The organism is Nocardia sp. NPDC005745 (assembly GCF_040630775.1).
GTDB lineage: Bacteria > Actinomycetota > Actinomycetes > Mycobacteriales > Mycobacteriaceae > Nocardia.
In genome coordinates, this window is record NZ_JBEXYF010000012.1 from 166,177 (window position 1) to 178,515 (window position 12,339).

Sequence of the window (12,339 nt, forward strand, 5' to 3'; positions counted from 1 at the left end):
GGAGCGTTACCCGGCGCTCTAGACTGCGGATGGCAAGCAGCGGAACAGAATGTGACGGGCAGCACAAGCCCGCGGCGGTAGAGGTGGCATGGGAGTCGGACGAATGCAGGCGAACGGGGGCGGCGGCACCACGAGTCGAACGCTGTCGGAGTCCGAGATCGTCGAGGCCGCGCTGCGGGTGGTGCGCGAAGACGGCGTGGAGAAATTGTCGATGCGGCGACTATCCCGCGAACTCGGCGTCTCCCCGATGGCGCCCTACTACTACGTCGCCGACAAACGCGAGCTGCTGGACCTCGTGGCCAGCGCGGCGCTGACCGGACTGCGCACGCCACCGGCCGAATCCGGGTCGTGGCAGCATCGGCTGCGCGACCTGGTCGACCAGATAGACGAAAAGCTGCGCAAACATCCCGGTCTCGGCGACATCCTCATCGAGCAGATGCTCGGCAAACAGCTGGACCTGATCGCCGCGATCATGGACATCCTGGACGACGCGGGCTTCGGCGACCGCAACATCCTGGCCGCCTACGCGACCATCCACACCTACTTGTTCGGCCGCAGCCGGGTGAACCCGCGCGACCGCTCCGCCCCCGCCGACGTCACCCTGCCTCCCGTGGTCGAGCGGGCCACGCGGTACATCGGCGACCTGCGCGGACGCTACTCCTACGACTTCGGCATGGAGGTGCTGATCGCCGGGCTGGAGGCCCAGCTTGTCCGCCAGGCGACGCCCGACGTACGATGAAACTGAAACACGTTCTAGTTTTTGCGTCGCGGGTAGCCCGTGCCAGGTTCGAGAGGACGACATGACGACTGTCGAGGTTCCACACGGCTCGCGCTCGGTCGTGCTGCGGGTGTCCGCGGTCATCACCGAGACGGCCGACACCCGCTCGCTGGTCTTCGACGTTCCCGACGAGCTGGCCGAGAAGTTCCGCTACCAGCCGGGGCAGTTCCTCACCCTGCGCATCCCCAGCGACCGGACCGGCTCGGTGGCGCGGTGCTACTCGCTGGCCAGCTCGCCGCACACCGACGACCGCCCGAAGGTGACCGTCAAGCGGACCGAGGGCGGCTACGGGTCGAACTGGGTGTGCGACAACGTGAAAGAGGGCGACCGGATCGAGGTGCTGCCGCCCTCGGGCGTCTTCACCCCCAAGGACCTGGACGACGATCTGCTGCTGTTCGGCGCGGGCAGCGGCATCACGCCGGTGATGTCCATCCTGAAGTCGGCACTGGCCCGCGGCACCGGCCGAATCGTGCTGGTCTACGCCAACCGCGACCACGAGTCGGTGATCTTCGCCGGTGAGCTGCGCGATCTGGCGGACAAGCACCCACAGCGGCTCACCGTGATCCACTGGCTGGAGTATCTACAGGGCTTGCCGACGGCCGACGCGCTGGCCACCCTGGTCGCCCCCTATCGCGGCTACGACGCGTTCATGTGCGGCCCGAAGCCGTTCATGGACCGGGTACACGACGCGCTCGCGCAACTGGGCGTGCCGCGCGCCCGCACGCACGCAGAGGTGTTCAACTCGCTGGCCGGCGACCCGTTCGCCGACCAGGCGCCGGTCGAGGTCTCCGACGAGGAGGCGGCCGACGCGGCGACGGTCGAGGTCGAATTGGACGGCGAAGTCCACGAGCTGAAATGGCCGCGCAAGCAGACGCTGGTGGACATCATGCTGGCCAAGGGATTGGACGTGCCCTATTCCTGCCAGGAAGGCGAATGCGGTTCGTGCGCGTGCACGGTGCTGGAGGGCAAGGTCGAAATGGACAACGCCGAAATCCTCGACCCGGAGGATATCGAGAACGGCTACATTCTCGGCTGCCAGGCGCATCCGGTGACCGACCACCTGAAGATCCAGTTCTGAACGATCCGCCCTTTCGAACGCAATTTTGCGTTCGCCCGAAATGCCATTAGCCGATCGATTGCGCCGCCTATCGCGCGCGGTATTCGGCGCGCACTTCGGGCGGTAGATGTTCGGTCGCGTAGCTCAACGCGGTACGTCCCATGGCCGGGGCGTGCCGGTCGAGGAATCCGGTCAGCAGGCTCCGGTCGACGCGCTTGCCGACTTCGCGCAGCATCCAGCCCACCGCCTTCTGGATCAGATCGCGCCGGTCGCCGAGCAGCAGCTCGCTCAGCGCGAAGGTGGTCGAGGCGTCACCCGCCTTGATGAAGGCGAAGGTGGACAGCAGCGCCACCCGCCGCTCCCAGAGCGACTCGGACCGCGCCAGCCCGAACAGCAGGTCACGCGGTTTGTCCAGCAGCCACGGGCCGACGATGTTCTCCGCGGACACGTCCACGAGATCCCAGTTGTTCACCCGGCCGCGCCGCACGACCGCCAGATACAGCTCCACCATGGCCGCGCGCGCGGCGTCGTCGAAGGAGCGCGGCCGGGACGCCGCGGCGAAGCGCGCGTTCAGGATGACCAGCGCGACGAACCGGTCCTCGTGCACGTCGCTGTCGAGCAGCTTGTCGATCTCGTCCAATGGAAGCCCCGCGAAGCGTTTCGCGACACCACGGCTCACCGGGACCCGCACACCGAGGAACACGTCACCCTCGCCGTACTCACCGGGCCCGGATTTGAAGAACCGCCGCAAGTGCGTCGCGTCGGCCGGATTCGCCAGTTCCCGCAAAGCCGTCCGCACGTCGGCCGCGGTCACCGAGTCGCTCATCGAACCACGCTCCTGTTCCGAATGCTCTGTGTGCCCAGCGCGGCCCCCGCCGTCGGCGCGGGTCCGGTCGCCAACGCCGCCCCAGTCGTCAACGCGGCGCCAGTCGTCAACGCGGCGAGCGCGATGCCGGACCGCGGTTCATCCCTGCGCGCCCAGCACACGCCCCGACTCGAAGGCGGCCGCGCTGGCGGGCAGCGCACCGGGGCGTCCGCTGTTCAGCACCCGGACCTCGCCGTTGCCGGTGCTCGGGCGGCCCAGCGCCTCGATACGCCGGATGGTCTGCGCCGCAACGGCTTGCGCACTGTCGAACAGACGGACCCCGTTCGGCAGCGCGGCGACGATCGCATCGGTCACCAGGGGGTAGTGCGTGCAACCGAGCACCACGCCTTCCACGTCCGGCGGAGTCCGCGCGGCGGCGCCCGCGATCGCGTCGTGCGCGGCGGCCAGATCACCTCGGTCGATCGCGTCCGCCAACCCGTGGCATGCCACGCCCACCACATCGGCCTCCCCGCCGAATTTCGCGATCAGATCGGCCTGATACCGGCTCGCCGTGGTCGCCGCGGTGGCCCAGACCGCCACCGATCGGCACACGGCCGCCGCGGGCTTGATCGCGGGCACGGTGCCGATCACCGGCACGTCGGGCCCGACGTCGGCACGCACGTGCTCCAGCGCCGTGACGCTGGCGGTGTTGCACGGCAGGACGATCACCTCGGCCCCGGAACGAAGCGAGGTCCGCGCGGCGTTCACCACCCGCTCGACCACCCAGTCCTCCGGTTTCGGCCCCCACGGCGCGCCGTCCGGGTCCAGTTGCAGCAGCAGATCCACATCCGGCCGCAATTTGCGCAACCAAGCGGAGGTGGGCAGCAACCCCAGGCCGGAGTCGATGAGCGCGACGATCACCGCACCACCGTATTACAGCCTCATGACAGCGCCGCATGCCGTTCGTGGCCCGGCGAACATCCTCACAGACAGCGGCGGACCCACCACCGACGCCGCAGTGCCGGATGCTGCCCGGGCACGCCACCACGCAATGGCCCCTCGGCGGACCACAATGCCCCGGCCCACCACCCCGAACCGAAAGCGGAGCGCGTACGACAGTCCCGCACGTGACCGCCGCACGTTACGTTCGCCTCCGGCGCCGCGCCGCCTAGCGGGATACGCATGGTGGGACCTGAAGGCTGCGTCCGCCATCTGCCACCGACCGCCACTCGAGTCGTGCGGGGCCGCACCATCCCCGCCCGGTGGAGTCGAAGGTGGCAGCCGCGTTCGCCGGAAAGCCCGGTCTCACCCGGCAGCCGACGCGAGATCAGCTGGGCGCGAGCAGTTCGGTCACCGGAGCGCCCGCGGCGATCTTTGCGCGCGCCTTCATCACCTGGGCGGTCATACCCGCGCCGACGACGCCGGTGAGGTTGCCGCCCTGGGAGTAGTAGGCGAGGAACTTGCGGCCGTCGTCGGAAGCGATGTGCACCTCGTCGCCCGCGCCGGGGGTGCCGAGGGCCTGGATCTTGACGTCGTACTGGTCGCTCCAGAAATACGGGACGCGGGCGGCCGTGGGCGGTTGCGCCCCCAGCAGCGCGCAGGCGACCAATTTGGCCTGCTCGCCCGCGTTGGTCCAGTGTTCGACGCGTTTGCGGGAGCCGGTGTCGTGCAGCCAGGCCGCCACATCGCCCACCGCCCACACGCCTTCGGCCGAGGTGCGCCCCACTTCGTCGGCCAGCACGCCGCCACCGGCCGACGGCTCCGCCAGCGCGATCGCCGAATCGTTCAGCCACTCGGTCGCCGGCCGCGAGCCGACCCCGATCACGACGAGGTCGGCGGCGATCTCACCACCGTCGGACAACCGGGCGCCGCGCACCCGCCCCGCGTCGTCGCCGAGCAGCGTGTCCACGCCGATGCCGCAGCGCAGATCGACCCCTTCCGCGCGGTGCATCCGCGCCACCAGTTCGCCCACTTCGCTGCCGAGCACCGAGGCCAGCGGCGTCGGCTGCGGTTCGACCAGCACGACATCCACCCCTTGGGCCCGGAAACTCGCCGCGAGTTCGCAGCCGATGAATCCGGCGCCGACGACGAGCGCCGTCCGGGCGCCGCTGAGGTCGGCGCGCAGGGCGACGGCGTCGGAATGACCGCGCAGCACGTGCACGCCGGCGAGTTCGGGCAGGCCGGGAAGGCGGCGCGGGCGCAGGCCGGTGGCGATGATCAGCTGGTCGTAGTCCAGCGTCGTTCCGTCGGCGAGGCGGACGCGCCGCGCGCCGGTGTCGACGCCGACGGCTTCGGTGCCCGCACGCAGATCGATCTGCTTCTCGGCGAAGAACTCGCTCGGCCGCAATGTGGTGTCGTCGGTCTCGCCGCGCACGAACTGCTTGGACAGCGGCGGCCGGTCGTAGGGCAACCGCGGCTCGTCACCGATGAGCACGAGTTCACCGGCGTAGTCCGCGCGGCGCAGTTCCTCCGCGGTGCGCAGGCCGGCGAGGCCTGCTCCGACGATCACGATCGGCGCGGTCATGCGGCCATCCCTTCCTTGGAACCCGGCAGCCGATCCCACGGAACCGGCGGTGCGACGAAGCCCACCCTAACCTCTGCTTGGTGCATTGCCCTGTGACGACCATCACGCATCAATGGTCGGGCAACAGCCGCGCAATCGTATTCGTTCCGATATTGATCGGGCGGTCAATCAGAGCTATACCGAGGAAAGCACACACTCACAGCCTCAGGAGGTACCCATGTTCACCGAGAGCCGCGCGCAAGATTTCCTGGCTGTCGTGCTCGGAGCCTTCGCCGCGCTGTCCCCCCTCTGGGTGGACACCAACGACAACGCCATGTGGTCGCTGATCGTGCTCGGCGTGCTCATCGCTCTCACCGGCCTGGCACAGATGGCCCGCCCCGACATGGCGGCGGCGGACTACGTGATGGGCCTGTGCGGCGCGCTGCTGTTCCTCTCCCCGTGGGTCATGGACTTCACGGAGTACCGCAGCGCATCCTGGACCGCATGGGTAGTCGGCGTGGTGACGGCGGTGGTCGCGATAGCGGCGCTGCCGACGGTGTCGGGACGTCTGCACGACATGGCTCCGCATCACTGACGCAGATGCCAGGAACCCGGCGGGCCGGGCGGCGCCGCAGCGCGAAAGCCGACGGCGACGCGCGGCAACTCATCCTCGACGCCGCGGAGAAACTCTTCGCGGCACAGGGATACGACGCCACCGCGACGGCGGCCATCGCCGCCGCGGCGGGCGTCCCCAAAGGACTCGTCTTCTACTACTTCCCGACCAAGGACTCGATCCTGTCCGCCTTGATGTCCGAACGGGTGCCCGCCCAGCCGATCGACGACATCGGCACGGTGGTGGCCCCGGGAGATCCGGCGACCAGCCTGGTCAACCTGGATGCCGCCCTGAACCTGCGCGACCACCACTCGTCGGTGCTGCGGGTGATCCTGTGGCGGGAAGCCGACACCCACCCCGACGTGCGACGGCAACTGCGCCGCCTGCGCGATCAACTGCTGGAGGTCACCACCAAGGTGCTGCAGGCGAGCGCCCCCGCCCCGGTGCGGCCGGGCACCCTGCGCGCGTGCGCGGCGGCCTGGGTCTCGGCGATGTTCGCGATAGCCAGCACCGACCGGCTGCACGCGCTCGACGGCCTGCCACTGCCCACCGCCGAGGAGGTGCTGAACGTCGCGCAGGTGGTCGCCGCCGGGATGACCCAGATGGGGTGACCCCGGAGTTGTCCACAGCCGGTGTGTTATCCACATTCACCGCCGCGGCGGGTACTCCGGGGTCGCCGGACGATCACGATCGTCGGTATGGAAGCACCGCAACTGATCTCACGTCGGCAAGCACTGGCCTCCGGGCTGTCCGACAAGGCGCTGCACCGGCTGTGCAGAACCGGGCAATGGCAGCGCCTGCGCGCCGGGCACTATCTGAGCTCGCCGGGCTCCGGTCTGGGCGAGACCGGCAGGCATCTGCTGATGACGCTGGCGACCGCGGAGTCCACGTCCGACTCCGCCATCACGAGCCACTGTTCGGCGGCGGTTCTGCACGGCATGGCGATCTGGGGCATTTCGCTCGACCGCGTCCACCTCACCAGGAACCGGATCAACGGCGGTCGGCTGAGCAGACGGGTCGTGGTCCATTCGGCGCAGGTCGAACCCGATGAGATCACCCTGGTCGACGACATACGAGTGACCACCCCGGCGCGGACGGTCCTCGATATCGCTCGCTCGGAAGGGTTCGAACAGTCGGTCGCGGTCGGGGATTCCGCGCTGCGCCAGGGGCTGACGACCACGACGGAATTGCGCGAACACCTTCGCCGCGCCCGGCACCGGCCCGGCTGCCGCCGAGCCTCCCTCGTCCTCGATTTCCTGGACGGCCGCAGCGAGGGCGTCGGCGAATCCCGCGGCCGGATCCTGCTGCACCAGGCCGGTCTCCCCGCTCCCCAGGTGCAGGCCCGGGTCTTCTCCGACGACGAGATCTGCGTCGGCCGCGTGGATTTCCTGTTCCCCGACCTCGGCGTGATCGGCGAGTTCGACGGAACGATCGACCGTCGAGCCACACCCCGCGGCCCGGTGCCCGCCGCACAGATCATCACAGCGGAGCAGGAGCGCGAAGCCAGGCTCCGTGCCCTCGGCTGGGTGGTGGTCCGCTGGCGCTGGGACGACCTTTCGGCTCCCACCCGCCTGGCCGAACGCTTCCGCGCGGCCATCCGCGCAGCCGCCGACAAGCGTCGCACCGGCTACTGGACCCCGACCCCCAAGCCATGAGCAGCCCGCCCACCGAACCGACGGTGCCGACCGAACGTCCGGAAGCCATCGCCCGGCCAGAGCTCGGGCCGCTGCGGGAACCGGCGGCGTACCGCCCCCTCGAAACACGCACCGAACGCGGAAAACGCCCGGAGCATACTGGTCCGGTGAGTCAAAAGCCTTCCGCGCGCGGAGTCGAGACGCGGCCGTTCCCGCTGCTCCCCACGCCCATTCAGGTATCCGACGACGTGCTCGCCGACCTTCGGCAACGGCTGGAACTGACGCGCTGGCCGGTCGACGCGGGCAACGAGGACTGGTCCTACGGTGTGTCGCGAGGCTATCTGCAGGAGCTGGTCGAGTACTGGCGCACCGGTTACGACTGGCGTGCCGCCGAGGCCGCGATCAATGCCTATGCGCACTACTTCGTCGAGGTCGACGGGGTACCGGTGCATTTCATGCGGAAGCCGGGCGTGGGGCCCGACCCGACGCCGCTGATCCTCACCCATGGGTGGCCCTGGACCTTCTGGCATTGGGCGAAGGTGGTCGATCCGCTGGCCGACCCCGCGGCATTCGGCGGCGACCCGGCCGACGCCTTCGATGTGATCGTCCCGTCGTTTCCCGGATTCGGCTTCTCCGCACCGCTGCCACACAACCCGGACATGAACTTCTGGAAGGTCGCCGACCTCTGGCACGTCCTCATGACCGAGACGCTCGGCCATACGAAATACGCCGCGGCGGGCTGCGACGTCGGCGCCCTGGTCACCGGGCAGCTAGGGCACAAGTACGCCGACGAGCTGTACGGCATCCACATCGGCTCCGGCCAGAAACTCACCTTGTTCGACGGCGACCGGGGTTGGGACATCAGTGGCGGCAGACCCATCCCGGAGGGCTTACCCGCAGTTGTGCACGACCGGATCATCGAACTGGAACGACGTTTCGCCGTCCATCTGGCCGCACATGTGCTCGAACCGAGCACCCTCGCCTACGGGTTGTCCGATTCACCCGCCGGGCTGCTCGCTTGGATCCTGCAACGCTGGGTGAGCTGGAGTGACAACGGCGGCGACATCGAGTCCGTCTTCGACAAGGACGACCTGCTCACCCACGCGATGATCTTCTGGGTCACCAATTCGATCGGCACGTCGATCCGCACCTACGCCAACAACAATCGCTATCCGTGGACGCCATCGCACGACCGGCAGCCCCCGATCGAGGCCCCAACCGGCATCACCTTCGTCGGCTACGAGAACCCGCCCGGCGTCACCACCGACCGTCGTGTGCAGGCCTTCGTCGACAGCGACCGGGGCGATTGGTACAACCACGTCAACCTCACCGTTCACGATCGAGGTGGTCACTTCATCCCCTGGGAGATACCGGACCGATGGGTCGAGGATCTGCGCCGTACCTTCCGTGGGCGCACGCCATCCACGTCCGGAATCAGGCGCTGATCGAAGTCGTTCGCAACCCGACGCGGCCTGCATGCGCGCACACGCGGACCGGCCGCACCGCGCCCGGGCGGCAGTTCCGGGTTTCACCGAGATGTGCCTGCCGGCAGCACGGGACCGAAGACGGCGCGGTGAGTATGTGAACTGCCCCAAGGAAAGCCGGCTCACCGGATTCGCCCCGTAAGGTACCGATCATGGTGCCCACCGAGAGGTCCGAGTTGGTGCGATCGGTCGTCGAGTCCTACCTGCTCGACGGAGCGCGCCGGTACAACCGCACCGAGGTCGCCGAGCAGTCGGGGACGACGACGGCGCTCACCAAGCGATTGTGGATCGCGCTCGGTTTTCCGTCGAGCATCGGCGACGAAGCGGTCGACTACGCCGACGCCGACGTCGCGGCGGTGCGCGACTTCGAGCAGCTGAACGTGTTGTCCTCGGCCGACACCAAGCAACAGTCGGCGACCGTGCGCACGCTCGGCCAGGGCATGGCACGCCTGGCGGAATGGCAGGTCGACCTGGTGCTGGCGGAGATCGAGGAGCGAATCGCCCGAGCCGAGCCCGGTACCGACCCCGAGCAGGCGGTGCGCACCGCCACCGAGGGCGCCATCGCCACGCTGGAGCAGTTGAACATCTACGCCTGGCGGCGCCATCTCGCCGCGGCCCTGTCGCGCTCGCTCGACCCGGGGACCAGCGCCGGTGAGACGGTGCGGGAACTGGCCGTCGGTTTCGCCGACATGGTCGGCTACACCAGGCTGACCAGGCATCTGCATCCCGACGAGCTGTCCATGCTGCTCGAGGCGTTCGAATCCACCACCACCGCCGCCATCACCGAGAACGGCGGATGGGTGATCAAGAACGTGGGCGACGAAGTCATGTTCGCCACGGAAACCGCCACCGAGGCCGCCCGCATCGCCCTGGCCATCCAGGAGTCGACCATGATGGTCGGCGGCACCCCGGACCTGCGGGTCGCTGTCGCCTACGGCCCGGTCCTGCAACGCTTCGGGGACCTGTACGGCTCGGTCGTGAACATCGCCTCCAGGCTTACCGGCGTCGCCCGGCCGGGCACCGTCCTGATCGATGACCACGCCGCCGCCGCGCTGGAGGGCGACCCGGCATTCGCCATCAGGCACCTGCGCAGCGTCCGGGTGCGCGGCTTCAACCGGCTGCGCCCGCACCTGCTGCGCCGCAACGGCAAGAACGGCAGGTAGCCGAGACCGCGTGCCGCCCGCCGCGGACGGCCGCCCTAGGCTCGTCCGGTGGACAAGGACTGGTCACAGCTACGCGCCCGTTGTCTCGTCGAAGAGGACGCGGCGATCCTGGCCCTGCACAAACCTGCCGGGATCTCCGTCACCGGCGAGCGCCACGACACCGACCTCGTCGAACTGGCCGCCGAAGCGGGGGAAACGCTGTATCCGGTGCACCGGATCGACAAGGTGACCTCCGGCCTGATCCTGTTCGCGAAGGAACTGCGCGCGCACGGCGAGCTGACCAGGCAGTTCAACAAGCAGACCGCCGAGAAGGCGTACCTGGCCGTCGTGGCCGGCACCGGCCTGCCCGATACCGGCGTATTCGATCTGCCGCTGAGTGTGGGCCGCAAGAACCGGGTGCGGATCGCGGCGCCCCGCGAAAGCATCCGCCACGAGGCGGGCCGCTGGTTCGTCGACGACGCCGACCTGCTGCCCGCCAAGAACTACCCCTCGCTCACCCGGTTCGCGACGGTGCTACGCGGCCCGGCGCACACCGTTCTCGCGCTGCGCCCGGTGACCGGCCGCCGCCACCAGATCCGCGTCCACCTGGCCTGGACCGGACACCCGATAGTCGGCGACCCGTTGTTCGACCGCTCCGGCGCCCCTGCCCGGACCTACCTGCACTCTTGGCATCTCGGCCTCGCCGCCTCGTGGCGCACCCCGCCGGAACTGGCGTTGACCGCCGAGCCGGACCCCGATTTCTGGCGCCCGCTGGACGAACCCGCCGAACCGGCCGCCCTCGGACGCGCTGCCCACGCGCTGCGGACGCTCGGCTAGCGCCACCTTCCCTCCGTACCGGTCGCGGCCTCCTCGCCTGAGCGTCTAGCGCCGAACCGCTTCCTTGTGCCTGCCTCCGTGCCTGGTCTCCGGCTGGTACGGCCGCGACCTGGCCGGCGGCTGCCCCCCAGGGAGGGGTCGTTCGGGCAAACCAACGTTCCCACCGCTCACCCCAGAGCGATGAACGGCGGCTGGCGATTGGTCCACAGTCATCCCCAGGCAACGCCCGGATGCACGCGGCCGGTAAGGGCAGCCGCGCGGAGGTCCACGTCAGTAGGTCAGTTCGGCGCGGGGCCGATGAGCGAAGATCCGCATCAGCAGGTCAATTCGGTCGAGTCGGCGCGCGGCCGCGAGTGGAAATCCGCGTCAGCAGGTCAGTTCGGCCAGTTCGGCGAGCGGCCGAGGAGCAAAAGGATCTGGTCGAGGGTCGGGGTTTCCTCCGGAACGGACAGTGCCGGGGCGAAGGCTGCGCCGGGGGCGGTGCGTTCGGGCCCGTCGGGGACTGCGAGAGCGATGCGCAACGCCGCTTCGGCCACGTCGGGATCGAGGGTGATGGTTTCGCCGATCGAACGCGCTACATCCCAGGCGTGGACGACGCTGTCCACGAGGTGGAAACCGATCGCCAAGTGGGCCGGGATGCCGCGATCGGGCAGGACTTCCGGCAGCAGCAGTGCGCGCTCGAAGACGTCCTCTGCGGCGAAGCCCGCGAGCACGTCGTCGGCCGAGGCGCGATAGTCGGCGACCGGATCGTCGGAGGCGCGAACGGCCCAGACATCGGGATCGCCGCTGCCCCGCGCGGCGGCGGCGAAGCCGTGATTCTGCGCGATCATGTGTTCCAGCAGGTCACGGAGGCGCCAACCGGCGCAGGGTGTTCCGGAATCCAGTTGATCGGGACGCACGCGGGCCACGGCCTGCACGCTCGCTCGAACCGACCGAGCGTGCTGGTCGCGCAATTCTTTCATGGAGTCAGTAAGCATGTGCATATCGTATGCTTAAGCTTACGATTTTCCAAGCAGTATCGTCGGTCCATGCCCAACGCTCGTCCCGATCTGGCCGCGATGATCGTGCCGCTCGTGCGGGCGCTCATCGCCGCGGAAACGCCCATCCTGGAGCGCCACGAACTATCCATGTGGGGCTACTCCGTCCTGCTCGGCCTGGATGCGGAACCGGTCTACACCCAGGCGGCGCTGGCCAAGGCGATCGGCGCGGACAAGACCCGCATCATCGGCGTACTGGACGAGTTGCAGCGCCGAGGCCTGATCACGCGTGAACCGGACCCGTCCGACCGGCGGGTCAACCTGGTGTCGCTGACCGACGAGGGCCGCGCCCTCCGCGACCGCGTTCAGCGCGACATCCAAACCGGCGAGGAGAAACTGCTGGAGCAACTCCCCGCCCAGGACCGCCGAGCGTTCGTGCGCGCCCTGCGCACCCTCTCCGCAGCGGTATCCGAGCAGTCCAAATCCTGACCGCGAACCGCACATATTGT

Annotated in this window: 13 protein-coding genes; 9 read left to right on the top strand and 4 right to left on the bottom strand. The window is 69.0% G+C overall.

What is annotated here, in order from left to right; all coding sequences use genetic code 11:
* Window positions 1-88: 88 nt before the first annotated feature.
* On the top strand, window positions 89-739 hold the full coding sequence (gene mftR2, locus ABZ420_RS15295; protein WP_357122340.1) for a mycofactocin system transcriptional regulator MftR2: 651 nt from the start codon (window positions 89-91) through the stop codon (window positions 737-739).
* 61 nt (window positions 740-800) lie between these two features.
* Window positions 801-1,856, top strand: coding sequence for a ferredoxin--NADP reductase (locus ABZ420_RS15300; RefSeq protein WP_357122343.1), 1,056 nt, complete (start codon window positions 801-803; stop codon window positions 1,854-1,856).
* A 67-nt stretch (window positions 1,857-1,923) separates the two neighbouring features.
* Here ABZ420_RS15300 and ABZ420_RS15305 read toward each other — a convergent pair whose 3' ends face one another.
* From ABZ420_RS15305 to ABZ420_RS15315, 3 genes are all read right to left on the bottom strand, one after another.
* Entirely contained in the window at window positions 1,924-2,661 is a 738-nt protein-coding gene (locus ABZ420_RS15305) for a DNA alkylation repair protein (protein WP_357122346.1), read from the bottom strand.
* A 138-nt stretch (window positions 2,662-2,799) separates the two neighbouring features.
* Window positions 2,800-3,561 (bottom strand): aspartate/glutamate racemase family protein, encoded by a 762-nt coding sequence (locus tag ABZ420_RS15310; RefSeq protein ID WP_040870185.1) that lies wholly within the window; start codon window positions 3,559-3,561, stop codon window positions 2,800-2,802.
* 406 nt (window positions 3,562-3,967) lie between these two features.
* Window positions 3,968-5,164, bottom strand: coding sequence for an FAD/NAD(P)-binding oxidoreductase (locus ABZ420_RS15315; RefSeq protein WP_357122349.1), 1,197 nt, complete (start codon window positions 5,162-5,164; stop codon window positions 3,968-3,970).
* A gap of 217 nt (window positions 5,165-5,381) precedes the next feature.
* Between ABZ420_RS15315 and ABZ420_RS15320 the strand changes: the two genes are divergently transcribed.
* From ABZ420_RS15320 to ABZ420_RS15345, 6 genes are all read left to right on the top strand, one after another.
* The gene (locus ABZ420_RS15320; protein ID WP_357122352.1) at window positions 5,382-5,738 is read left to right on the top strand and encodes an SPW repeat protein; all 357 of its coding nucleotides are present in this window, start codon (window positions 5,382-5,384) and stop codon (window positions 5,736-5,738) included.
* Between the two features lie 5 nt (window positions 5,739-5,743).
* Entirely contained in the window at window positions 5,744-6,367 is a 624-nt protein-coding gene (locus ABZ420_RS15325) for a TetR/AcrR family transcriptional regulator (protein ID WP_357122355.1), read from the top strand.
* 87 nt (window positions 6,368-6,454) lie between these two features.
* Window positions 6,455-7,411, top strand: a complete 957-nt coding sequence (locus tag ABZ420_RS15330; protein WP_357122358.1) for a type IV toxin-antitoxin system AbiEi family antitoxin domain-containing protein — start codon at window positions 6,455-6,457, stop codon at window positions 7,409-7,411.
* A 146-nt stretch (window positions 7,412-7,557) separates the two neighbouring features.
* On the top strand, window positions 7,558-8,835 hold the full coding sequence (locus ABZ420_RS15335) for an epoxide hydrolase family protein (RefSeq protein ID WP_357122361.1): 1,278 nt from the start codon (window positions 7,558-7,560) through the stop codon (window positions 8,833-8,835).
* A gap of 191 nt (window positions 8,836-9,026) precedes the next feature.
* Window positions 9,027-10,037 (top strand): adenylate/guanylate cyclase domain-containing protein, encoded by a 1,011-nt coding sequence (locus ABZ420_RS15340; RefSeq protein WP_357122364.1) that lies wholly within the window; start codon window positions 9,027-9,029, stop codon window positions 10,035-10,037.
* Between the two features lie 48 nt (window positions 10,038-10,085).
* Window positions 10,086-10,853 carry an RNA pseudouridine synthase gene (locus ABZ420_RS15345; protein WP_357122367.1) on the top strand — a complete coding sequence of 256 codons (768 nt, stop codon included), beginning with the start codon at window positions 10,086-10,088 and terminating at the stop codon, window positions 10,851-10,853.
* Window positions 10,854-11,227: 374 nt separating this feature from the next.
* Here ABZ420_RS15345 and ABZ420_RS15350 read toward each other — a convergent pair whose 3' ends face one another.
* Window positions 11,228-11,830 (bottom strand): TIGR03086 family metal-binding protein, encoded by a 603-nt coding sequence (locus ABZ420_RS15350; protein WP_357122370.1) that lies wholly within the window; start codon window positions 11,828-11,830, stop codon window positions 11,228-11,230.
* Window positions 11,831-11,881: 51 nt separating this feature from the next.
* On the opposite strand from ABZ420_RS15350, the gene ABZ420_RS15355 reads away from it, so the two are divergent.
* Complete coding sequence (locus ABZ420_RS15355) at window positions 11,882-12,319, top strand: MarR family transcriptional regulator (protein WP_357122373.1); 438 nt, start codon at window positions 11,882-11,884, stop codon at window positions 12,317-12,319.
* The last annotated feature ends 20 nt before the right edge of the window (window positions 12,320-12,339 follow it).

Bases quoted from the DNA above. Each gene is read 5' to 3' on its own strand.
- mftR2 (WP_357122340.1), top strand. From the start codon at position 89: ATGGGAGTCGGACGAATGCAGGCGAACGGGGGCGGCGGCACCACGAGT.
- ABZ420_RS15300 (WP_357122343.1), top strand. From the start codon at position 801: ATGACGACTGTCGAGGTTCCACACGGCTCGCGCTCGGTCGTGCTGCGG.
- ABZ420_RS15305 (WP_357122346.1), bottom strand. From the start codon at position 2,661: ATGAGCGACTCGGTGACCGCGGCCGACGTGCGGACGGCTTTGCGGGAA.
- ABZ420_RS15315 (WP_357122349.1), bottom strand. From the start codon at position 5,164: ATGACCGCGCCGATCGTGATCGTCGGAGCAGGCCTCGCCGGCCTGCGC.
- ABZ420_RS15320 (WP_357122352.1), top strand. From the start codon at position 5,382: ATGTTCACCGAGAGCCGCGCGCAAGATTTCCTGGCTGTCGTGCTCGGA.
- ABZ420_RS15325 (WP_357122355.1), top strand. From the start codon at position 5,744: ATGCCAGGAACCCGGCGGGCCGGGCGGCGCCGCAGCGCGAAAGCCGAC.
- ABZ420_RS15330 (WP_357122358.1), top strand. From the start codon at position 6,455: ATGGAAGCACCGCAACTGATCTCACGTCGGCAAGCACTGGCCTCCGGG.
- ABZ420_RS15340 (WP_357122364.1), top strand. From the start codon at position 9,027: ATGGTGCCCACCGAGAGGTCCGAGTTGGTGCGATCGGTCGTCGAGTCC.
- ABZ420_RS15350 (WP_357122370.1), bottom strand. From the start codon at position 11,830: ATGCTTACTGACTCCATGAAAGAATTGCGCGACCAGCACGCTCGGTCG.
- ABZ420_RS15355 (WP_357122373.1), top strand. From the start codon at position 11,882: ATGCCCAACGCTCGTCCCGATCTGGCCGCGATGATCGTGCCGCTCGTG.